This is a genomic window from Saccharibacillus sp. CPCC 101409 (assembly GCF_030518235.1).
Lineage (GTDB): Bacteria > Bacillota > Bacilli > Paenibacillales > Paenibacillaceae > Saccharibacillus.
Window position 1 is genome coordinate 604316 of record NZ_JAULSA010000001.1, and the last position, 23069, is coordinate 627384.

General features: G+C 61.1%; 17 protein-coding genes. 14 read left to right on the plus strand and 3 right to left on the minus strand.

Annotated elements, in window-relative coordinates; genetic code table 11:
* Positions 1 to 25 precede the first annotated feature (25 nt).
* The 4 genes from QWJ34_RS02580 to QWJ34_RS02595 all read left to right on the plus strand — a co-directional run bounded on the left by QWJ34_RS02580 (position 26) and on the right by QWJ34_RS02595 (position 4551).
* Complete coding sequence (locus QWJ34_RS02580) at positions 26 to 898, plus strand: carbohydrate ABC transporter permease (protein WP_302725473.1); 873 nt, start codon at positions 26 to 28, stop codon at positions 896 to 898.
* 69 nt (positions 899 to 967) lie between these two features.
* On the plus strand, positions 968 to 2506 hold the full coding sequence (locus tag QWJ34_RS02585) for an extracellular solute-binding protein (protein WP_302725474.1): 1539 nt from the start codon (positions 968 to 970) through the stop codon (positions 2504 to 2506).
* A 54-nt stretch (positions 2507 to 2560) separates the two neighbouring features.
* Positions 2561 to 3541: a DUF1861 family protein gene (locus QWJ34_RS02590; protein ID WP_302725475.1), complete on the plus strand. Its 981-nt coding sequence runs from the start codon at positions 2561 to 2563 to the stop codon at positions 3539 to 3541.
* The gene (locus QWJ34_RS02595; RefSeq protein WP_302725476.1) at positions 3538 to 4551 is read left to right on the plus strand and encodes a glycoside hydrolase family 130 protein; all 1014 of its coding nucleotides are present in this window, start codon (positions 3538 to 3540) and stop codon (positions 4549 to 4551) included. The genes QWJ34_RS02590 and QWJ34_RS02595 overlap by 4 nt, the downstream gene beginning before the upstream one ends.
* A gap of 78 nt (positions 4552 to 4629) precedes the next feature.
* Here QWJ34_RS02595 and QWJ34_RS02600 read toward each other — a convergent pair whose 3' ends face one another.
* The 3 genes from QWJ34_RS02600 to QWJ34_RS02610 all read right to left on the minus strand — a co-directional run bounded on the left by QWJ34_RS02600 (position 4630) and on the right by QWJ34_RS02610 (position 6452).
* Entirely contained in the window at positions 4630 to 5100 is a 471-nt protein-coding gene (locus QWJ34_RS02600) for a type II toxin-antitoxin system VapC family toxin (RefSeq protein ID WP_302725477.1), read from the minus strand.
* A 2-nt stretch (positions 5101 to 5102) separates the two neighbouring features.
* A complete protein-coding gene (locus QWJ34_RS02605; protein WP_302725478.1) occupies positions 5103 to 5408 on the minus strand; it encodes an AbrB/MazE/SpoVT family DNA-binding domain-containing protein in 306 nt (101 codons plus the stop codon).
* 144 nt (positions 5409 to 5552) lie between these two features.
* Complete coding sequence (locus tag QWJ34_RS02610; RefSeq protein ID WP_302725479.1) at positions 5553 to 6452, minus strand: TIGR01777 family oxidoreductase; 900 nt, start codon at positions 6450 to 6452, stop codon at positions 5553 to 5555.
* 221 nt (positions 6453 to 6673) lie between these two features.
* Between QWJ34_RS02610 and QWJ34_RS02615 the strand changes: the two genes are divergently transcribed.
* The 10 genes from QWJ34_RS02615 (at position 6674) to QWJ34_RS02660 (ending at position 22391) form a co-directional block, all read left to right on the plus strand.
* On the plus strand, positions 6674 to 7801 hold the full coding sequence (locus QWJ34_RS02615) for a deoxyribonuclease IV (RefSeq protein WP_302725481.1): 1128 nt from the start codon (positions 6674 to 6676) through the stop codon (positions 7799 to 7801).
* 187 nt (positions 7802 to 7988) lie between these two features.
* Complete coding sequence (gene purU, locus QWJ34_RS02620; protein WP_302725483.1) at positions 7989 to 8888, plus strand: formyltetrahydrofolate deformylase; 900 nt, start codon at positions 7989 to 7991, stop codon at positions 8886 to 8888.
* Between the two features lie 212 nt (positions 8889 to 9100).
* Positions 9101 to 11515 (plus strand): DUF7408 domain-containing protein, encoded by a 2415-nt coding sequence (locus QWJ34_RS02625; protein WP_302725485.1) that lies wholly within the window; start codon positions 9101 to 9103, stop codon positions 11513 to 11515.
* Entirely contained in the window at positions 11512 to 12441 is a 930-nt protein-coding gene (locus QWJ34_RS02630; protein ID WP_302725486.1) for an ABC transporter ATP-binding protein, read from the plus strand. Before QWJ34_RS02625 ends, QWJ34_RS02630 begins: the two co-directional genes overlap by 4 nt.
* A complete protein-coding gene (locus QWJ34_RS02635) occupies positions 12438 to 13439 on the plus strand; it encodes an ABC transporter permease (protein WP_302725487.1) in 1002 nt (333 codons plus the stop codon). Before QWJ34_RS02630 ends, QWJ34_RS02635 begins: the two co-directional genes overlap by 4 nt.
* A 13-nt stretch (positions 13440 to 13452) precedes the next feature.
* Entirely contained in the window at positions 13453 to 15135 is a 1683-nt protein-coding gene (locus QWJ34_RS02640; protein WP_302725488.1) for a phage tail tape measure protein, read from the plus strand.
* Between the two features lie 24 nt (positions 15136 to 15159).
* Entirely contained in the window at positions 15160 to 16149 is a 990-nt protein-coding gene (locus QWJ34_RS02645) for an AAA family ATPase (protein ID WP_302725489.1), read from the plus strand.
* The gene (locus tag QWJ34_RS02650) at positions 16146 to 17048 is read left to right on the plus strand and encodes a DUF58 domain-containing protein (RefSeq protein WP_302725490.1); all 903 of its coding nucleotides are present in this window, start codon (positions 16146 to 16148) and stop codon (positions 17046 to 17048) included. The genes QWJ34_RS02645 and QWJ34_RS02650 overlap by 4 nt, the downstream gene beginning before the upstream one ends.
* Before the next feature lie 26 nt (positions 17049 to 17074).
* On the plus strand, positions 17075 to 19051 hold the full coding sequence (locus QWJ34_RS02655; RefSeq protein ID WP_302725491.1) for a vWA domain-containing protein: 1977 nt from the start codon (positions 17075 to 17077) through the stop codon (positions 19049 to 19051).
* Positions 19035 to 22391 (plus strand): VWA domain-containing protein, encoded by a 3357-nt coding sequence (locus QWJ34_RS02660; protein ID WP_302725492.1) that lies wholly within the window; start codon positions 19035 to 19037, stop codon positions 22389 to 22391. Before QWJ34_RS02655 ends, QWJ34_RS02660 begins: the two co-directional genes overlap by 17 nt.
* The last annotated feature ends 678 nt before the right edge of the window (positions 22392 to 23069 follow it).

Here is a 23069-nt window from a genome sequence, read left to right on the forward strand (position 1 = left end):
TAAGGGCAAGGATTGGAGGGATAAGATGAAGACGTTTTCAATCGGCAGGACGATTATGGTTGCTTTAATTACGGTTTATTCCGCGCTGTGTTTGCTCCCGATGCTGCTGGTGCTGATGATCTCGGTCACGGACGAAGACGCCATTTTGAAAAACGGCTACAGCCTGTTCCCGGAAAAGTTCTCGCTGTACGCCTACAAGCTGATCTTTACCGGCGGTTCCCAGGTGCTGCGCAGCTACGGCATCTCCATCTTCGTCACGGTCGTCGGCACCGCGCTTGCGATTCTGATTACGGCGATGGCCGGGTATACGCTGGCGAACAAAAACGTCAAATCCCGCAATGTGCTGGCGCTGTACTTTTTTATCACCATGATTTTCTCCGCCGGCATCGTGCCCTGGTATCTGATGAACCGGGCGCTCGGGCTGACCGACAATATTCTGGCGCTGATTATCCCGTCGCTGCTGTTCAGCCCGTTCAACCTGTTCCTCGTGCGCAACTTTATGAGCGGGATTCCGGATTCGCTGCGCGAGTCGGCGACGATCGACGGAGCGGGCGATATCACGATCGCGTTCCGCATCTATCTGCCGCTGTGCAAGCCGGTGCTGGCGACGATCGCGCTGTTCTACGGACTCGATTACTGGAACAACTGGTGGAACGCGATCATGCTGATCGACAGCAAAGACCTGTACCCGCTGCAGTTCATGCTGCTGCAAATGCAGTCGGAGATCAGCATGCTGAACGAAATGTCGATGCTGGCCGGCTCAAGCGACGCCAAGCTGCCGACGGAAGCGGTCAAGATGGCGACGGCGGTGGTGACGATCGGGCCGATCATTTTCCTGTATCCTTATTTGCAAAAATATTTCGTCAAAGGCCTGGTGATCGGTTCGGTCAAAGGCTGAGCGCGTGCGCGGGATTCGGACGCAACAAGCCAATCATAAACGCGATTATCGAAGGGGGTTCGTTTAGTGATGAAAAAATATTACGCGCTGCTGCTGGCCGCGGTGCTTGCCTTGTCGGCGTTGATCGGGTGCAGCAAAGATTCGGATTCGGCCGGCACGCCGGATTCGGGCGTCGATTCCGCGTCCGGGACGGTCAAGATCAAATATCTGGTGCCCGGCACGGAGCCCAAAGACTACAAAGAAGTGTTCCAAAAAGTCAACGAAAAGCTGGCCGCGGACGGCGTCGGCGTGGAAGTCGAGAAAGTCTACATTCCGTGGGACGCATGGGACCAGAAGCTGAATCTGATGCTGTCCACCGGCGAAGACTTCGATCTGTTCCACGTCATGCAGGACCGCACGCCGTTCTCCAGCTACTACAATCGCGGCGCGCTGGCGGATATTACGGACGACATCGACAAGTACGGCCCGAATTTGAAACAGCAGATCCCGCAGGATATTTTCGACGGGGCCAAGATCGGAGGCCGCTACTACGCGGTTCCGTCGTACTGGGTCGAAATGGCGAGCGAAGGCGAGTTCAATATCCGCCGGGACATTCTGCGCGAGAACAATCTCGAAGAGCCGGCCACCCCGGACGAACTGATCGCCGCGTGGGAAACGGTAATGAAGAACTGGAAAGGAAGCGGCAGGCCATATCTGGGCACGCGCGCGGACTTCGATCCGATCTTTCTGCATACTTCCATGCTGCACCGGACGTACGACACGTTTCCTTTTACCGTCAAAGACAAGTTCTTCTATGTGAATCAAAACGGCGAGGTCAAATCCTGGATCGAAACGGACGAGTTTAAACGGGATGCGGCGTTTATGCGGGAGCTGTACACCAAAGGCATCACCAACCCGGATATTCTGGTCATGAAGCAGGAACAGGTGGACGCCCAGCTCGACAGCGGCGAATGGTTCGTGCGGCTGGGAACCGGCGGAAGCCTGAGCGGATTGCAAAAATATAACCCGGACGCGACCGTCGACGATATCGGCGTCGTCTGGTTCAATCCGGAAAAAGAATACATGCGCCCGCTGACGTTCAAAAACGGGAACGCCGTGCCGGTGAACAGCAAGCACCCGGAAGCGGCCGTCAAATTGATGGATTGGATGCTGGCGAGCCAGGAGAATTACGATCTGGTGCAGTACGGCATCGAAGGCAAGCATTATACCGAAGACGGCGACAAAGGACTCAAACCGATCCCGGACCCGAGCAACAACGACAATCCGGGCTATCGCGGCTCCGATTCGCAGAACGGCAACGTCAACTTGATGCGCTTCGATCTGGAGAACAGTATTCCCGACAACAATAAAGTGCTGTTCGAACCGAACCCGGACGCGACCAACAGTATTGCGGCGAATTTTATTTTCGATCCGACCAACGTCAGAACGGAATACACCAATATCATGTCGGAAGCTTCGGCCAGCATCACCCCGATCTATATGGGCGTGCAGGATTACGATCAGGCTTTCCCGGCCGCGCTGGATAAAATGAAGAAAGCCGGATTGGACCAGGTTGTGGCGGAGTATCAGAAGCAGTTCGAGGCTTATCAAGCTTCCGTTAACCAATAAGCGGCGGTAAGCGGAGCAGCTGCTATCGCAAAAAGAAGAAAGGCGGGAATCATCGTGACGCTGAAACAGCAAAGACTTGAATTCGAGGACGCGAAAAAGATTTACGACAGCGCGGCGCTGACTTTTCACGGCGTGGACGGGTTCGATGTGTACAATATCTCGATTCCGTTCGAGCGGGGCGGCAGGCGCTATGTATTCGGACGGGTGGAGCGCCGCGAGGAATGGGTTCGTTCGTGGGTGCGTTTGTTCGAGGAAACGGGACCGGACGAATGGACGGTGGCGCCGGACAGCATGATCTATACGCTGGAAGACCCTTATGTGACCGAGATCGGCGACGAACTGGTATTGGGCGGGACGCATGTGCAGTTCCAAAGCGGCGCATACAGCACGTTTTTCGGCTACTTTTTCCGCGGCAGCGATCTGCACGATCTGTACTATTTCACCACCGGGCCGGACCGGATGAAAGATATTCGCCTCGTTCCGCTGGCGGACGGACGAATCGGCGTGTTCTCGCGTCCGCGCGGCGCCGGCATGAAAGAAAAATTCGGCAGCGAGTCCATGATCGGCTTTACCGTCATCGACAATCTGGATCAACTGACCGCCGACGTGATCGCGAACGCTCCGTACATTCACGGCATTTTCGGCGCAGGCGAATGGGGCGGCGTCAATCAGGCCTATCTGCTCGACAGCGGCAGGGTCGGGGTCGTCGGCCATATCTGCTACAGCGACCGGGAAGACAGCGGACAGGAGATCAAAGTCTATCTGAATATGGCTTTTATCTTCGATCCGGTTACGCGCGAGTCGTCGAATCCGCATATCATCGGCAGCCGTTCCTGCTATCCGCCGGGACCCGCCAAGCTGCCCGATTTAACCGACTGCGTGTTCGCCGCGGGCATCGTGATGCGGCCGGACGGCAAAGCGGATCTGTACAGCGGCGTCGGCGACTGCCGGGCGGGGCGGATTACGATCGACTATCCGTTTGCGGGGCACGGAGAGATCGTTTCTATTGGGAAATGGGAGGAGCGCCGGTTATGAATAGGCAAAATACACCCGTGATCGGAGCGCTGTCGTCCAGTCCGTTTATCCGCCGCCATCCGGCCAATCCGGTGCTGGACGCGGCTCGCATTCCTTATCCGACCGCGCTGGTGTTCAATGCCGGCGTGACCAAATTCAACGGCCGCTACGCAATGATCTTCCGCAGCGATTACGGTTTGCCGGAGAAGCAAACGATCGAGCCGAGCCATACGACCGATCTGGGCATCGCGTTCAGCGACGACGGCATCCATTGGACCGCGGGGCCCAAGCCGGTGTTCAAGATGAAAGATGAAGAAATCGTGCGCGCTTACGATCCCCGGCTGACCGTGATCGACGGCCGCTGCTATATGTGCTTCGCCGTCGATACGCGGCACGGCATCCGGGGCGGCATCGCGGTGACAGACGATTTCGAATCGTTCGAAGTGCTGAGCCTGTCCACGCCGGATCTGCGCAATATGGTGCTGTTCCCGGAACGGATCGGCGGCCAATATATCCGGCTGGAACGTCCGTTCACCGTGTACAGCCGCGGCGGTATCAACCGGTTCGATACCTGGATCTCGGAGTCGCCGGACCTGGTGCACTGGGGCCGCTCGGACCTGCTGCTGGCGGTGGAGCAGGTGCCGTTCGCCAACGACAAGATCGGTCCGGCCGCTCCGCCCGTCAAGACGGACAAAGGCTGGCTGACCACTTTCCATGCGGTCGATCTCGATCCTTCCCGCGGCAAGAACGGCTGGGAAGAGTCCTGGAAAAAGCGGTATACGGCCGGGATCATGCTGCTGGACCTCGATAATCCGAGGAAGATTCTCGGCATGAGCGCTTCGCCGCTCCTGGCGCCCGAAGCGCCGTACGAAATAGGCGGAGGCTTCCGCAACGACGTCATTTTCCCCGGCGGCATGGTGCTGGAAAAGAACGGCGAAGTGAAGATTTATTACGGCGCCGCCGATACGGTGGAATGTCTGGCGACGGCGCATGTGGACGATTTGATTCGGCTTTGTTTGGAGAAAGCATAGAAATAGAGGGACGCCGACGGCGTCCCATAGCATCGGGAAACCCATCCTCCATTACGGAGGATCGGGTTTCTTGATGTTTCATTTTTCAGGTTCGGAATCTTCGGATTCTTTAAGTTTTCGAATAATTTCTTCGGGTGTTTGTGCAGAAACGTCAAGATTTTTGAAATCTTTAATGTTAACCGTTACAATGTTAGCCGGTGTAACAGAACGAGCATGCGCAGCCAGATAAGCGTCGACAAAATCGATTTTTTTGCGGCTATAATGATTAAGTGTTTCCTCGACCACACTTTTTTCTTCGCATTCAATTCCTTTTAGATTGATGAAAGAAATGAGCGCTGTTTTTACTTGTTCCTTAGTCAGTCTAAAATTTTTACCCATTAAGACAAACACGCATTCATAGATAACAACTGGCGAAATTTTCAGCGTAAAAGCTCCTTCTCCAGCTTTCTGAACCAGCGCAAGAGCAGAAGGGGAATGATCGGCGTTTGTTCGTAAGAAGTACATAATTACATTTGTATCAATCCAGATCTCGTATTTCTGCCTTGTCAAACTTATTCCCCTCCAGCACGTACATTTGCCAAAATTTGTCCTGCTCGTTCTTCACGGGCTGCATTCAGGTCTAAAACAAATTTATCATCGTCATCAGGTTGATTGAACATTCCATATAGTTGTTCTGCAGAGAGCAATTGAACTGGTTCAACAGTAAGCACGCCTTCTGCATTCAACACGAATCGAATTTGATCGCCTTCCTTCAATCCAAGTTGTTTCATGATCTTTGCCGGGAAAGTTGTTTGCCCTGAACGGCTAATCTTCGTTGTTGCTTCGAGCGGCTGTACTGAAGCTGTATGAGTAGACATATCAAACATCATTCCTTTCGTGAGCTTAGCAAATTGATATTTCACTTAGGATAATATTAATTCTTGATATCGAAAAAAACAAGTAATAGATAAGATTCAAGTTATTTTTATTGGTCTTTGTTTTAGTAGCGATTCCTGATTACTTTATCCTTTTGGCTGTTCCAAATTCCGAATCGCTTCTTCCGCCTGCGTATGCTCGAAGCAGAAACCGGCGCGTTCGGCGGCGGTCGGGACGACGTGCTGGCCGCCGAGCACCATCAGCGACATTTCGCCGAGCGCGGCGTGCATAAGCGGGGCGGGGACCGGGAACCAGTGCGGGCGATGCAGGACGCGGGCGATCGCGCGGCCCAGTTCGTCTTGAGTGACAGCGTTCGGGGCGGCGGCATTGACCGGGCCGGAAATATCGTCATGGGTCAGGCAGAATTCGAGCAGGCGCGTCAGATCGTCGATATGAATCCACGACATCCACTGCTTGCCGCTGCCGAGGCGTCCTCCGCCCATCAGCTTGTACGGCAGCTTGAGCACGGGATACACGCCCGCTTCGCGGCCCAGCACCAATCCGATGCGGAATTTGACAAGCCGGATATCTCCCAAAGCCGGCAGTTCGTCGGCCGCGGCTTCCCATTTGACGGACAGCTGCGACGGAAAGTCCAATCGGCCCGGCGGCGAGCTTTCGTCGAATACCGCCGTTTCCGACGTGCCGTAAATGCCGATGGCCGAAGCCTGCACGAATACGGACGGAGGGCGCTCCAGCGAACGGATCGCCGCAATCAGCTTATGCGTCGATTCCAGCCGCGACCGCTCCATTTCCGCTTTGGCCTTCTCCGTCCAGCGCTGGCTGAGCGAAGACCCCGCCAGATTGACGATCCCGTCGCAGCCGGCCAGCGCCTGCGGATTCCGCCCGATTTCGTCCCACGTAATCGTCCCCGTGCCGTCTTCCGCCGATTTGCGAGAAATGATCACCACCTCGTGCCCCGACTTTTTCAGCCGCTCCGTCAATTTTTTACCGATGAATCCCGTTCCTCCGCTGACTGCGATCTTCATACCGCTCCTCCTTATCATGGGAACCGCTTTTGCGAAACGTTTCCAACCTCGTACTACTCATTAAACGCCTGGCGCCGTTCGGATTCAAATTTCCCGGTTTATCCGGCCTCTTTCGGCTTATGGATGTTACGCATGGATTTCTTGTCGCCTTCACGGTAAAATGGAACAAGATTTGGACAGCCCGTTTTATCGAGGCGTCCCGATATTGAGGAGGATGAACCATGTTGAAGATCGGCTCCCACGTGTCCTTTTCGGACAAGGGACTGGTGAGCGCGGCGAACGAAGCCCAAAGCTACGGCTCGACGTCGTTCATGATATACACGGGCGCTCCGCAGAATACGCGGCGCAAGCCCATGGACACGATGAATATCGAAGAAGGGCTCAAGATTATGGAGCAAAACGGCGTTCCCGAGATCGTCGTGCACGCGCCTTATATCGTCAACCTGGGCTCTTACAAAAACCATACGTACGAGCTGGGCGTCAGCTTTTTGCAGGAAGAAATCCGGCGCACGCACGCGATCGGGACCAAGCAGATCGTGCTGCACCCCGGCGCGTTTACCGATAAAGACCTGGAGTACGGCATCGAGCGCATCGCGGCGGGACTTACGGAAGTGCTGAGCGGCGTAGCGGAAACGGACGTCAATATCGCGCTCGAGACGATGGCGGGCAAAGGCACGGAAGTCGGCCGCACGTTCGAAGAGATCGCGCGCATTATCGACAAAGTGCCGGATAACGGCCGCCTCAGCGTCTGCATGGACACCTGCCATATCCACGACGCCGGTTACGATGTCGCGAACGACTTCGACGGCGTGCTGGAAGAGTTCGACCGGATCGTCGGCCTGGACCGGCTCGGCGTGATGCATATCAACGACAGCAAAAATCCGGTCGGCGCGCACAAAGACCGCCATACGCCGATCGGCACGGGCTGGATCGGGTTCGACGCGATCGACCGGGTCGTCAACCATGCGTCGCTCGGGCATCTGCCGTTTATTCTGGAAACGCCGTGGATCGGCAAAGACGTGAAAACGCAGCGCCCGATGTACGAGATCGAAATCGCGCTGCTGCGCGGAAACGCGGGCGAACGCTTCGGCGCCGGTTTTGCGGAAGACGTGGAGAAGCTGCACGCCTTTTTCGCGGCCGAAGGCATCGATCCGCGAACGTTTACGCTCGATACGTGGACGCTGCTCAAAAGCGACGCCAAAGCCAAAAAAGCCGATCCGAGAGAGCCGCTTGAACGGCTGTACGACCGGGCGATCGAAGCGGCGGTGCTGCCGGGGCTGAGCGAGGAAGAACTGAACAAGCGCCTCGTAACCGTACTGGCGGGCCGCGAAGCGCTGAAGCGCTTCTGAGCATTCGCCGCGGCGAAGCGACAGTGACGTAACGAAATGAAAAATTGCGCAGGGGCGGCGGGATCGGCGGACGTCTAACGAATGGCCGAACCGCCCGCGCCCCTACGCTTTATCACACAGGAACCGGCGCGCCTTATCTCTTGCTTGCGTTAACGCGGCGTTCGGACACAAGGAGGATTTTTTATACATGGAACTTCATATCAAAGCCGCGGACCGCGCGGACCGCAAACCGCCGGATAACCGGGCGCGCATGCTGATTTCGTGTCCGGACGGTCCCGGCATCGTTTCGGCGGTATCGCGTTTTCTGTTCGAACACGGCGCAAACATCGTCCAATCCGACCAGTACACGATGGACCCGGACGGCGGGATGTTTTTTATGCGGATCGAATTCGACGCGGAACAACTGGACGCGGCGCTCCCGGGCATCGAAGCGGACTTTGCCGAAGTGGCGGGGCGGTTTGCGATGGAATGGAAGATCTACCGCGCGGCGCATAAGAAAAAGCTCGCGATCTTCGTCTCGAAAGAAGACCACTGTCTGGTCGAACTGCTGTGGCAGTGGCAGGCTGGCGACCTGGACGCGGACATTGCGGTCGTCGTCAGCAACCACCCGGATATGCGGGAGTACGTCGAATCGTTCGGCATCCCGTTCCGGCATATCCCGGTCACGAAGGACAACAAGCCGGAAGCGGAGCGGATGCAGCTCGAAGCGGTGGGCGAAGAGATCGACCTGATCGTGCTGGCGCGCTATATGCAGATCGTATCGCCGCACTTTATCGAGCATTACCGTAGCCGGATTATCAATATCCATCATTCGTTCCTGCCGGCGTTCGTCGGGGGCAAGCCGTATGCGCAGGCGTACGACCGGGGCGTGAAAATTATCGGGGCGACCGCGCACTATGTAACCGAGGAGCTGGACGGAGGCCCGATTATCGAACAGGACGTGCAGCGGGTCAGCCACCGCGACGACGTGCCGGAGCTCAAACGGATCGGCCGGACGATCGAGCGCGTGGTGCTGGCGCGTGCGGTCAAATGGCATGCGGAAGACCGGATTCTGGTGCATCACAACAAGACCGTGGTGTTTAATTAAGCGGCTCGAATGGAAATGAAGGGACAAGTTTGTAACTAAATATCGCTTGAGACCGTCTATTCTAGAAGGGACGGCCGGGCGGAAACTTTATCGCGCCGCGCACGACAAGCGGCCGGTACTCGGCCTGTTGAAGTGTTCAACAGGCCTTTCCTATTTGAGACGATGTCAAATTCAACCTGAATTTATGGCTGGTGAAAAGAGAGGGGAATACTATGTTTGCGAGGTTGAAACAGGCGTCGGGACGCTTGACGGCGGCGCTGCTGATCGCGGTTCTGATCGCTTCCGCGCTGCCGGTCTGGCCGCGGGACGCCCGGGCCATGACGAAGGGTTCGGGCAGCGGGCTTAAAGTCTCGACGGAGTTCGGTTACGGCGGCGTCGTAAGCGACGGCCGCTGGAATCCGCTGAAAGTGACGCTGACGAGCGAACGCGATCTGTCGGGAGATCTTGTGATTCAGGTCGCGCCCCAGAACGGTATGGGCGAAAGTACATATGTGCGCCGGGTGGAACTTCCGGCGGGAACGTCCAAAGAAGTAACGCTTGCCATTCCGGGCGGATCGTATTCGCGCAATACCAGCCTGATACGCTTCTATCCGAAGTCGGTCGATTCGGGCAAGCCGCTCGAATTCGAGGAAGGAAGCGCCAATTTATCCAGCTCCGCGCAGTACGGCGGAATCGTGGGCGTGCTGGCGTCCGATCCGGATACGATGAATTTTCTGAGCCTGCTTCAGGGCAGCGGACAGCAGATCGCGATCGCTCCGCTGGAAGCCGGCGAGATCGGCGACAATCCTTCGCTGCTCGAAGGACTCGACGTGCTCGTGATCAACAACTTCGCTTCCGATTCGCTGAGCGACAACCAGCGCGCCGCGATCGCAAGCTGGGTAAGCGGCGGCGGAACGCTGCTGCTGGCGGGCGGAGCCGATTACGCCAAGACGGCGTCGGGCTTCGAAGAGCTGTCGCCGGTCGAGACGACCGGTTCGTCGCGCAGCGTATCCGCAGCGGTACTCGAATCGGCCGGCGGCGGCAAGCCGCTGTCGGCGCAGGCTTCCGTCACGGCGGCCGAAGCCGCGATCAAGACCGGCGCGCGCGCCGTCTATCAAGCGGACGGCACGCCGCTTATCGCCTCCATGCCGATGCAGTCGGGCACGGTGTGGTACGCCGGCTACGATCTGGCGCTCGAGCCGTTGGCTTCCTGGGCGGGCAGCGCTCAGTTATGGGGGCGGCTGCTCCAGAGCGAGCTGAACGCGACCGCCGCGGGCAACGTCAATCCTTACGGCCAGGCGTTCAATTTCGGCTATTCCAACCTGTCGTATGCGCTGGACTATTTCCCGTCGCTGCATATGCCCGAGATGAGCCTGCTGCTGTGGATGCTGCTGATCTACGTCGTGGTCGTCGCGCCGGTGCTGTATCTGATTCTGCGCAAAATGGACAAGCGGGAATGGGCCTGGGTATGCATTCCGCTGGTGGCGATCGTATCGAGCGCCGCGATTTACTTCACCGGTTCGTCCGATAAAACAAGCGAGGTTGCCCACACGCTCAGCTACGTGGAGCTGGACGGCAGCGGCTCCGGCACGCGGCGCAGCGCATCCGCGCTGTTCGTACCGAGATCCGGCGACTATACCGTTTCCCTGCCGCGCAGCGCGATGGTTTCCGCCATGTACGAGAACTCGTGGATAGGCGGCGGCAACGGAACCGTAAGCGGAGAAATCAACAACTTTATCCGGGACGAGCAGGACCGTACGGAGCTTCGTCTGAACAGTATGTCTTACTGGTCCGTGGCGAAGTTCGTCGTCGAAGAGCCGGACAGCCTGAAGACCGGCAGTTTGGGCACGGACTTGTCGATGGACGCCAAAGGCGCGGTCAGCGGAAGCGTGGTCAACGATACGGACCGCACGCTCGATGCCGCCGCCCTGATTGCGGGGAACAAGCTGTACCAGCTCGGCAAGCTGGAACCCGGCGCTCGGGCATCGGTCGGCAAAGGGACGAATCTGTCGTCGGGTTACTACGATATCGGCAGCCTGCTGTTCCCGATATCGAATGCTTCGAACGATCCGTACGCGCGCCAGCGCGCCATGGCGCAGAATATCCAATCCGCCAATACGACTTCGACGGGCGCGCAGAATGCTTTTCTGATCGCGTTCTCGGAAGATTCCGACGATAAGCTGCGCGTCGAATCCAAAGACGTCGTGAACGAACGGCTCAGCCTGTACACGCAGGCGGCGCGGATCAATTTGCTGCAAAGCGGCGAAATCAATATCCCGTACGGCTACGTGGCCGGCGCGGTAATCCATACGAACACGACGCAGGTCAGCGACGACGGCATGGGACGGCTCAGCGCTTCGCCGGGCCGGATGACGCTCGGCTATACTCTGCCGGATGTGGGCGACGCGTCGTACCGGACGCTGGGCATCCGTTTCCGGGAAGGGGTTCCGCAGACGGTCTCCACCGAGATTTGGAACGAAGCGGCGGGCGAGTGGCAGGCGATCAACTGGAAGAACGGCTCGGCGTCCGTCAAGAAGGCGTCGGATTATATTATGGAAGACGGCTTGATCCAAATTCAGGTGCAGGTCAATGAATGGACCAACATGGCTATGCCGGAAATCACGCTGAAAGGAACGGTGAAGCCATGATCGAGATTCGCAATCTGAGCAAGCGCTACGGCAGTTTCCAGGCGCTCGACAGCATCAGCATGACGATCGGAGCGGGCACGGTGTTCGGATTCGTCGGGCCCAACGGAGCGGGCAAGTCGACGACCATGTCGATTCTGGCGACGCTGCTGCTGCCCGATTCGGGCAGCGCGAAAGTCAGCGGGTTCGACGTGACCCGGCAGCCGAAAGAAGTGCGGCGGCGGATCGGCTATATGCCGGACTTCTTCGGCGTCTACGACCGGTTCAAAACGGATGAGTATTTGCATTTCTACGGCGCCAGTTACGGCATCGCCCGCAGCGAACGCGAGAAGCTGATCCCGCAGCTGCTGGAACTCGTCAATCTGTCGGATAAAAAAGAAGCCTACGTGGACGGATTGTCGCGCGGCATGAAGCAGCGGTTGTGCCTGGCGCGCAGCCTGGTGCACGATCCCGAAGTGCTGATTCTCGACGAGCCGGCTTCGGGTCTCGATCCGCGCGCCCGGATCGAAATGCGCGAAATCCTCAAGGAACTCAAGCGGATGGGCAAAACGATTATCATTTCGTCGCATATCCTGCCGGAACTTGCGGAAATGGTGGACGAGATCGGCGTAATCGAGCACGGCCGCATGGTCGCGCAGGGGAAAGTCTCGGATATCCAGAACCGGATGAGAATCAACCGGGTGCTGCATATCCGTACGCTGAGCGGCTCGGAGCAGCTGGCGGAGCAGCTGCAAGACGAACCGCATGTCGGTCGGGTCTTCGTCGACGCGGCGGGCATCCAGGTGCATTTCAGCGGCCAGGACGCCGAACAGATGCAGCTGCTGCGCCGAATCCTGGACTGGAATTACGAAGTGGTTTCGTTCAACGAAGCGCAGACCAATCTGGAAGACGTCTTTCTGGAGATTACGAAAGGAGGAGCCGCGACATGAGCGCAAGAAACAAAAACGGCGGCAGCCTGTGGATCAATCCGGTGCTGGACAAAGAGTTCCGGCTGCGCATGCGCACGCCGAGATCGTTTATCGCGCTGCTGGCCTATGTGCTGGTGCTGGGGCTGCTTGCGATCGGATTTATCTATGTGGCGATGGATTTCGGTTCGCAGCAGACGGGCATGCGTTTCGATCCGACGACCAGCCGGATGCTGTTCTATGTGCTCAGCATCGCGCAGCTCGTGCTGATCGCCTTCATGACGCCGGCTCTGACGGCGGGCGTCATCAGCGGCGAACGGGAGAAGCAGACGCTGAATATTCTGCTCACCACGCAGCAGAGTTCGTCGGCGATCGTGCTCAGCAAGCTGGTGTCTTCGCTGGCGTTTATGGCGCTGATCGTGCTGGCGACGCTGCCGGTCTACAGCATCGTGTTTCTGTACGGCGGCATCTCGCCTTCGCAGCTTGTGCGGGTGTTCCTGTTCTACCTGTTCACCATGCTGCTGCTCGGCGCGCTGGGGATCATGTGCTCGACACTGTTCAAGCGCACGATTGTCGCCGTCATTATGACCTACGGCTTGACGATGTTTATCTTCCTGGTCACGGGCGTGGCTTATATCCTGCTGATGGCGATCGCGGAGCGTTCTTATTACAGCGGGACGGTCCAGCCGGATTACTCCTGGGTCGGCTTTATCTTCGGCCTCAATCCGGTCGGGGCGCTGATCAGCATCTTCGAACCGGAGATGTCGCGCCAAGCGTTCCTGGTCAATACGGCAAGTTTGCAAAATAAAGCCCCGATCGCGCTGTGGGTGGAGTTTCTGCTCGTGTATGCGGTTGTGATCGCGGCTTCGCTCTGGGTGGCGATCCGCCGCATTCGTCCGGTTCGGCGCGGAAACGGGAACTTGGAGAGCGGCAACGACCCGATCGGCGAAGAAGGCGGCAGCGGGGAAGTCGCGGAGATGAAACCGGCGCAAAACGATCCGGATCGTAAATTGGAGAAGTAAAGGAGGAAGGGACATGGAGAAAATCGGACGGTCGATTCGCGCGGTTCGCCTGCGGCTGCAGGGGTTCCGCACGCTTGCTTTTGCGCTGCGTGGACTGGGAGCCGGGCTTGCGGCGGCACTGCTGCCGATTGCCGCCGGTTTCTTCGTGCCGCTGCCCTGGCCTGCGGCGTGGGCCGGCGCGCTTGCGGCCGCGGGCGCCGCCTCGGGGGCGGCCTGGTCTTACGCGCGGCCGGTCGGCGAGCGCGAAGCGGCGCAGGCGATGGACGCGGCCGATCCGGCGGAGGAGCGGCGGGACCTGATGACGACCGCGCTGGAATTCTCCGCCGAGGAATCCGCGGCGGCCAGATGGCAGCGCAATCAGGCCGAAGCGTACGGCCGGGACTTTGCGGAACGCCGCAAAGTCCTGCTACCGTTCCCGCTGCGCCGGCAGCGGGCCGCGGCCTGCGCTTCGGGCGCGCTGCTTGTGCTGTGCGCCGTGCTGCTGCTTCTGCCGAGTCCGATGGACGAGCGGCTGGAGCGGCAGCGGCAGGAACAGGCGCTGATCGACGGTCAGCGCGAGAAAGCCGAAGCGCTGGCGAAGGAGCTGGGCCAGGCGCCGATCGAGCCGGAAGATCGGCGGACGCTGACGCAGCCGGCCGACCGGCTGGCTTCCGAGCTCGGCGATTCGCGCCGGGCCGAAGAAGCGCTGGACAAGATGGAGCGCGCCATGAAGGAACTGGGCGGCAAGGCGGAAGAATCCGCCGGGCAGCAGAAGCAGCTGCAGGACTGGGCGAAGCGGCTGGCCGCCCAGCAGGCGCTCAAAGAAGCCGCCAAAGCGGAAGCCGGCACCGCCGAGCAGCGCAAAGAAGCGCTGGAGAAAGCCGTGAACCGGCTGAACGAACAGCAGAAAAAAGAACTGGCGAACTCACTGGAAAGTCTGGCGCAGCAGGCGCCGGAGAAGGGCAAAGAAGCGGCCGAGCTCCAGCAGGCGCTGGAGAAAGCCGCGCGGCAGCTGGCGGAATCCGGCGAGCTGTCGGAAGAAGCGATGCAGCAGCTCGCGGAAAGTCTGGCCGCCGCGGCAGCGGAATCCGATTCGCTCGGCGAGCAGAGCGATCTTGCGGCTGCGGCCGCCGCGCAGATTGCGCGCAGCGGCATGGAGATGGCCGGACAGATGGCCGCGGCCGGCCTGTCCTACTCCGACGCCTGGGGCAGCGGCGGAACCGCGGAAGGCCTGGCGGACGCGGGCGGTTCTTCCTCCGGGGAGAACGGCTCGCCGGGCGAAGGCTCGCCTTCTTCCGGAGCGTCGGGCGGCGGAAGCGGACAAGGCTCCGGCCAGGGTTCGGGGCAGGGCGCCGGAAGCGGATCGGGTCAGGGTTCCGGTCAGGGAAGCGGCAGCGGGAGCGGAAAAGGCACGGGCTCCGGGAGCGGAACCGGCGGAAACGGCGCCGGATTCGGCAGCGGCGGCCGGGAACTCGTCACGACGCCGCGCGATCTTCAGGGCGAAGGCAATATCCAGTCCGACGGCGGGCCGTCGAACGGCGGAGACAAGCAGAAAGGCGGAACCTCGCCGACGATCGACGGGGTGAGCCGGCCTTACGAAGAAGTGTACGGCGAGTATTCGCAGCGGGCCAAAGATTCGATCGGCCGGAGCGATCTGCCGCAGAGCGTGCAGGGACTGGTGGAAAGCTATTTTACCGAAATTCAGCCGGGCTCCTGACGGCAGAAGAAGAGGAGGACGTATATGCTTCGGGAAACGGAACGCATCGAAACGTGGAAGCGCACGATGGAAGAAGTGCGCGAAGAAATCGCCCGGGTCATCGTGGGCCAGGAAGAAACGGTGGAGCAGATGCTGTGGTGCGTGTTCGCCGGCGGCCACGCGCTGCTGGAAGGCATTCCCGGACTCGGCAAAACGATGCTGGTGCGCTCGACCGCGGACGCGCTGGATCTGCCTTTTTCGCGCATCCAGTTTACGCCGGATTTGATGCCGAGCGATATTACCGGCACGGACATTATCCATTTCGGCGGGCCTGAAGGCGCATCGGGCGAATTCCGGCGCGGGCCGCTGTTCGGCAGCATCGTGCTGGCCGACGAGATCAACCGGGCCACGCCGAAAACGCAGAGCGCGCTGCTGGAAGCGATGCAGGAAAAAACGGTGACGGTGGGCGGCGTGACGCATAAGCTGCCCGAGCCGTTTTTCGTGCTGGCGACGCAGAACCCGCTGGAGAACGAAGGCACCTATCCGCTGCCGGAAGCCCAGCTCGACCGCTTCCTGCTGAAGCTGGACGTCGATTACCCGTCGGCGGACGAGCTCAAAGAAATTATCCGGCGCACGACCGCGGCCGACAGCCGCCAGGCGGTCCGGCGGGCCGATGCCGCCGCGCTGCTGGATATCCAGCGCGGAGCGAAAGAAGTGCTGGTGGCCGAGGACGTGCTCGATTACGCCGTTCGCCTGCTGCTGATGACGCATCCTGCGCAGGCGGAATCGCCGGATTCCGTCAAGCGGTACGTCCGTTTCGGTTCGGGACCGCGTGGTTTGCAGGCTATGGTCTCGGTCTCGAAAGTCCGGGCCATCGCCAAAGGGCGCATGCATGTCTCGACCGGCGATATCCGGGCGGCGGCGAAGCCCGCGCTGCGCCACCGCCTGCTGCTGGGCTTCGAAGGCCAGGCGGAAGGCGTCTCGACGGACATGCTGGTCGACGAGATCCTGGACCGGCTGGAGAACAAAAGATGAAGGCGGAGGAGCTGCTGGGCGCGGACTGGACCGCGAGGCTCGACCGCCTGTCGCTGTCGACCGGCCGCCGGGTGCGCGGCACGCGGCAGGGCAGACGGCGTTCGCGCGAGATGGGCGCTTCGCTCGAATTCGCGGATTACCGCGAATATTCGCCGGGCGACGACGTCCGCCGTTTCGACTGGAGCGTCTACGGACGTACCGGCCGCCAGGTGGTGCGCCAGTTCCTGGACGAGCAGGAACTTCAGGTCACGCTGTATCTCGACTGCTCGGAGTCGATGGCGTTCGCGGACGAAGGCGGACCGGACAAACTCTCGCATGCCGCCCGGCTGGCGGCAAGCATCGGGTATATGACGCTCGCCGCCTACGACAGGCTCGGCGTGTACCGCTTCGGTGAACGGATCGAAGGGGGACTGCCCCTGCTGCGCGGGCGTCCCGCGATCCATCGCATGCTGTCTTTTCTGGCGGAATCGCGGGCGATGGGGCGCGGCAATATCGCTTCGGCATTCGCGGATCGCTCCGAGCTGCCGAAGCTTGCGGGCATGAGCTGGATCTTCTCCGACTGCTGGACCGAACGCGGCGAAGAAGAACTGGAAGAAACGATGGCGCGTCTTCAGGCGGCGCGGCAGGAAGTGGTGCTGGTCCAGGTGCTGACTCGCGGCGAAATTCAGCCGAAGCTGAGCGGCGACCTGAAACTGATCGACGCCGAGCTCGGCACTTATAAAGAAGCGGCGCTGACCGGGCGGCTGGTCGAGGCGTACGAGCGCGAATTCGCGGCGTACCGCTCGCGGCTGGCCGAGTTCTGCGCCCGCCGCGGCATCTCATACGTGCTTGCTCCGACGGACGTTCCGCTCGGCGAGACGGTACTGCAAACGATGCGGGGAATCGGCCTGATTCGCTGAAGGAAAACGAAAGGAGGCGCGTGCGAATGGGAATCGGTTCGTGGGCGGGAATGTGGTTTGCGCTGGGGATTCCGATCATTGCGATCATGTACCTGCTCAAACGCAAATTTATCGACACGCCCGTGCCCAGCCATCTGCTGTGGAGGCGGGTGCTGGAAAATACCGAAGCCAACCGCCCGTGGCAGAAGCTGCGCAACCGGCTGCTGATGTGGCTGCAGATTCTGGCGGCGGCGCTGCTGGCTTTTGCGCTGATGCGTCCTTTTCTCTGGGGCGAAGCGGGCACGGGCGGACAGTTGATTGTCATTGCCGACGTCTCGGCGAGCATGACTGCGCGTTCCGGCGGGGAAAGCGGCGGAGCCGCCGGTACGCGGCTGGACGAAATGAAGCGCCGGATCCTGGAGGATACGCGCCGGGCGGACGGCGGACTTACCCTGATCGCGATGGGCTCGAATCCGCAGGTCTCTTCTTCGCGGACGGACGGGCGCGGCGCGTGGGAGCAGGCCGTCGAAGCGCTCAAGCCCGATTACGGGCGGACGGCGTACCGCGAAACGCTCTCGCTTGCGTCCGCGGTGGCGCAGGGGCAGAAGGATGCGCGCATCGTGATCTATACCGACAATCAGTGGAACGAGCGGACGGACGATCTTGCGCTGGACGCGCCGGTGGAAATCCGCGGGATGGGCGAAACGGGAAGTTACCGAAACGCGGCGATCGAGCAGTTCGGCGTGGACGACGGCGAGCGCGCCGCGCGTTCCGCGGTCGGCGTCGTCGCCAATACCGGCGGCGGGAAACTTGAGCTGCGGGCGGAGCTGTCCGGCGACGGACGGCCGCTCGGCGCGGCCGAACTGACGCTTGAGCCGGGCGAGCGCAGGACGGTCGCGTTCAAGGCGGCGGGCGAAGCGCGGACGTACCGGCTGTCGCTTGCGGGGATCGGCGGCGATGCTTCGCCGCCGGACGATTACGCGGCGGACAACGACGCGTTCGCTTTTGCAAAAAGCGGGCAGACGCCGAGCGTGCTGCTGCTGTCGGACGGGAATTTGTTTCTGGAAAAAGCGCTGCGTTTGTCCGGCGCGGAAGTCACGCGCATGGACCGCGCGGCGGGCAAAGAAGACAAAGCGCCGCCTTTGCCCGGCGGTAAGTTCGATCTGATCGTCGCCGAAGACGGTTTGCCCGGCTACGCGCAAAGCGGGGACTGGAACGACCTGCTTCGCTCGGCGGCGCTCTGGATCATCGGCGGGAAAGCCGACGACGGACAGCCGGGCAGCCGGCGGGTCGAAGTGAGCGTCCATCCGGTAACGCGTTATCTGTCGCTGTCGGAGCCGTATTTCGGCGCTCTGACGGCCGGCAAACCGGCCGGTCTGCAAACGATCGTGACGATCGGGCAGCGCCCCGCGATCGCCGCGGGGACGGAGAACGGACGGCGCGAGCTGTGGTTCGGGTTCAATCTTCAAGACGGCGATCTGCCGCTAAGCAGCGAATTCCCCGTACTGGTCAGCAGTTCGGTATCGTGGCTGACCGGCGGAGGGGGCGGCGGGCTGGGCCGCGTCGTTTCGGGCGCGGCCGTCGACGTGCCGATCGCGGCCGGAGCCGAGAACGCGCTCTGGCGTCCGATGCAGGGAACGGCTTTTACGGAAGGCGCCGGGGAAACGGCGGCCGTACGGGCGTCGGGCACGGGAGCGGATTCGCAGCAATCCGCCCCGGCCGGCTCGCCCAGTCCTTCGCAGCCGGCGCCGAACATACCGGGGCTGTACGCGTTCGAACAGTCCGGACAAGGGCTGGAGGACGCGCCCGTTTATCTGCTCGACGTGCGTCCGGATCTGTCGGAATCGGCCGCTCCTTCGCCGGAAACGCCGGAATTTGCCGCCGCTCCGGGCGGCGAAACGGCGGATGCCGGAACGGATACGCAGGGCAGAAGCCGTCTGCCGCTGACGATTCCGCTCGCGGCGCTGATCGCGGTTATTATGCTGACGGAATGGGGGGTGTACCGGCGTGGGCGTTCAATTTAATCATCCCTGGTTTCTGCTGCTGTTGATTCCATTGGCCGTTTTTGCGGTTTATGCGTTTCGGGGTCCGGCAAGAATCCCGCTGCCGCGTCACCGTCTGGCGGCCGGCCTGCGCACGGCGGCGCTGCTGCTGCTGGTTCTTCTGCTGGCCGGAACCCAGCTGTATACGGTCCAGCGTCAGCACGAAGTCGTGTACGCCGTGGACCGGTCGGCCAGCTCCGCGGACAGCGAAGAAGATCGCGAATGGATATCGGCTTCGCTTGAGGGCAAAGGAGAAAAAGACGAATTTGCGGTGCTGTCTTTCGGGCGCGACGCTTCCGCCGAGCAAACGCTGACCGGCAGCGGCGATCGGCTTACGAGCCTTGCGGCGGCGGTCGATCCGGATTATACGAATGTGCAGCGCGCGCTTCAGCTGGCTTCCGGCATGCTGGGAACGGGCGATCCTCGGATCGTGCTGATCAGCGACGGCAGCGAGAATGCGGGCAGCATGCTGTCCGCGGGGAAGCTGCTGAAGAACCGGGGCATCAAAGTCGACGTGCTGGAAAAAGAAAGCGGCAGCGGCAAAGACGCGGCGATCGATTCGCTGTCGCTGCCGGAACGCTTGTATCTGGGCGAATCTTTTTCCGCCGAAGCCGAGATCCGCAGCACGTTCGGCGGAACGGCCGTGGTCCGGCTGTATGAAGACAATATGGAGATCGGTTCGCAGACCGTGAATGTGGAGCAAGGAGACACCCGCGTGCTGCTTCAGGGCATCGCCAAAAAGCCCGGCCTGCACCGCTACCGCGCCGAACTGAGCATGCCGGGCGACGGCCAGTCGGCCAACAACGCGGCGTTTGCATTTACACGCGTCGCCGGCAGTCCCGCCGTGCTGATCGTCGAAGGCAAACCGGGAACTTCCGGCAATATCTCGAAGGCGCTGAACGCAGGACTGGTGGATACGACGGTGATCTCGCCGGAAATGCTGCCGTCGGAGCTGGCGGATTACGCCGTCTACGACAGCGTCATCTTCAACAATGTGTCCGCCGACAAGCTGGGCCAGGCCAAAATGGACCTGATCGAGACGGCGGTGCGCAGCTACGGGATCGGCTTTATGATGAGCGGCGGCGACCAGAGTTTCGGCCTCGGCGGTTACTTCGAAACGCCGATCGAGCGTGCGCTGCCCGTCTCGATGGAACTCGAAGGCAAACGCGAAGTGCCGGAGCTGGGCCTGATTCTCGTGATCGACCGCTCCGGCAGCATGGACGGCAGCAAGATCGAGCTGGCCAAAGAAGCCGCCATGCGCACGGTGGAGCTGATGCGCGCCAAAGACACGGTCGGCGTAGTCGCGTTCGACGACAGCCCGTGGTGGGTGGTCGAGCCGCAGAAGCTGGCGGACAAAGAAGAGGTGCTGGAGCAGATCCAGTCGATCCCGAGCGGGGGCGGCACGAATATTTATCCCGCGCTTCAATCGGCGGCCGAGCGCATGAAAGAAATCAAAGCGCAGCGCAAACATATCATCCTGCTGACGGACGGCCAGTCGGCGGGCGGAGGCAGCTACGAAGATCTGCTGGGCGAACTGGGCGCGGAGAACGTCACCGTGTCTTCCGTCGCGGTCGGCTCCGACGCCGACCGCCGGCTGCTCGAAGAAGTCGCGCGTCTCGGCAAAGGGCGCTTCTACGACGTGCAGGACGAAACGACGCTGCCCGCGATTTTCAGCCGCGAAGCCGTGCTGCTCGCCCGGACCTATATCGTTAACAAGCCGTTTACGCCGGCGATCGCCGACGCGGGGGACTGGGCTCCGCTGTTTGCAAACGGACTGCCGCAGATCGAAGGTTATATTGCGACCAGCGCCAAGCCGTCCGCGCAGACCGCGCTGGCGAGTCCGGAACCGGACCCGCTGCTGGTGCGCTGGCAGTACGGCTCCGGCCGCACGGTCGCCTGGACAAGCGACCTGACCGGGGAATGGTCGGGCCATTGGGTATCCTGGGACAAGTTTGCGAATGTACTGACCCAGACGGTCAAATGGACCTTCCCGCAGTTTACGGCTTCGCCGTACCGGGTCGAAACGGCGGTCGGCGAAAACGGATTGGAGTTGAACGTGTCCGTATCGGCGGGAGAAACCGAAACCCTTCCGGCCGAGCTGTCCGCTTCGTTCGGGGGAGACGGAGGAGAGAACTCGGAGCCCGTCACGCTGGTGCAGACCGCGCCGGGCAATTATACCGGCGTTCTGCCGGTCGTCGATCCCGGAGCGTATCTGCTGAACTTGTCGCCCGTGGAACCGGCGGGATCAAGCGGCGATGGAGCGGCCGGCGAGAAAGGAGCCGCAGAAGACAACGGCGCTTCGGGAACAGGAGCGGAGAATTATTCCGAAGGCGGAGCCGGGGAGGAAAGCCCGGCTTCCGGAGCGGCGGGAGACGCTGCGGCCGAAGCGGAAGATGCCGGCTCCGAAGGAGCGGCTGCCGGCGAAACGGGCGCGGAGCCCGCGCAGGGCGGCGGCGAAGACGCTTCCGCATCTTCGCTGCCGGCTTCGTCGGGCACCGGCGTAGTCATCCCGTATTCGCCGGAGTACCGTATCGCTTCCGCCGAACAGGAAAACGGCGGTTCGCTCGCCGACCTGGCCGCGCTGACCGGCGGCCGGGTGCTGTCCCGGGACAACCCGGCGGCCGTCTTCGCCGAACCGGCGGCCCCGCGCAAAGAAGCGCGGGACTGGAACTCGATCCTGCTGGCCGCGGCGCTGGCCCTGTGGATCGCGGACATCGCGGTCCGTCGTCTGGCCGTCCCGTGGGGACGGCTCGCCGCCGCGCTGCGCGCTCCGCTCGCGGCGGCGTCCGGCCGGCGCGCAGCGGCCGCCTCCGGCGCAGCCGCTCCCGCGGAAGACGGCGCGCTCGCGCGCCTGTCCGCCGCCAAGCGGCGCAGCGCGGCTTTCCGCGGCGGCGGGAAACGCGCCGCCGAGAACGCCGCGCCGCCTCCGGGCGCGGCGGCAGGTTCTCCCCGCGCAGCAGGCGGGGAAAGCGGGTCCGAGGCGGGCTCCGCCTCCGCCGCGGACCGCGCCCGCGCGGAGCGCGGCGCCGGCCGGACTCCGGCCGGCCGGCCCGCCGGGGGCACCGGCGGGACCTCGGGCGCGCGGAGCGCAGCGCCGCCGCCCGCCGCGGGCGAAGCCTCCCGCGGCCGCTCTTCGTCCGGGAACTCGCCGGGTGCCGCCGGCTCGTCCCCGGACAAACAGCCGGCCCCGCCGCGCGGACCGGCGGCCAACCCCGGAGCCGCGCCGCCAAGCGCCGGCTCGGCTCCGGGCGCGGCTCCCGGCGAAGCCTCCGGCAGCGCCATGGACCGCCTGCTGGCCGCGAAGAAGCGCCGCGACCGCTAAACCCGCGCTGACCCGTCACCGTCTGCGCAAACCTTCCAAAAAAGCGAACCGTCAGCAGCGACGGTTCGCTTTTTTACGCCTACAGCGATCGGAGCCGCGGCCGCTTCCAATACCAAGCGCTCGCGTCCTGTCTGCTCGCGTCCCGCCACTCACTGTCCCAAGCCAATTGCCGCAGCACCGCTTTCCCAAACGTCACTTTCATGCTCTCCTATGCCCGTTCATTCTTGCAAATCGGCAACAATTTCGTCCATTTCAAGCGCAATCGCGCCGATTGTTGCAAATGTGCATCAATTTCGGCCTCGCTTTGCCTTTATCCCCCAAATCGGCCTTTCGCCAAAAAAAATTGATGCGTATTCGCAGTAATCTCACTCTTTGCCGCATACACGGCCCAAATTGATGCGTATTCGCATCAATGACCCGGACTTCCGGTCAAGTCCATCATGATGGGTAAAAACACTTTCCCAAAAAGGAGACACAACCGGTATTCTTTTTACGCCCTCACCGTGCAAGTCCTTTAAAGCCCCTCAGAAAATACTGACTTTTAATCCGCATTTTAGGCTGAAAAAGAACCGGTACGGAAAAATGCTGACTTTTCGTCCGCATTTTACGAACAAATCGTCGTTTTTCGCGATGTCCACGCCCAAATATGCATATTTAGTCAGCATTTTCGTTCGATCC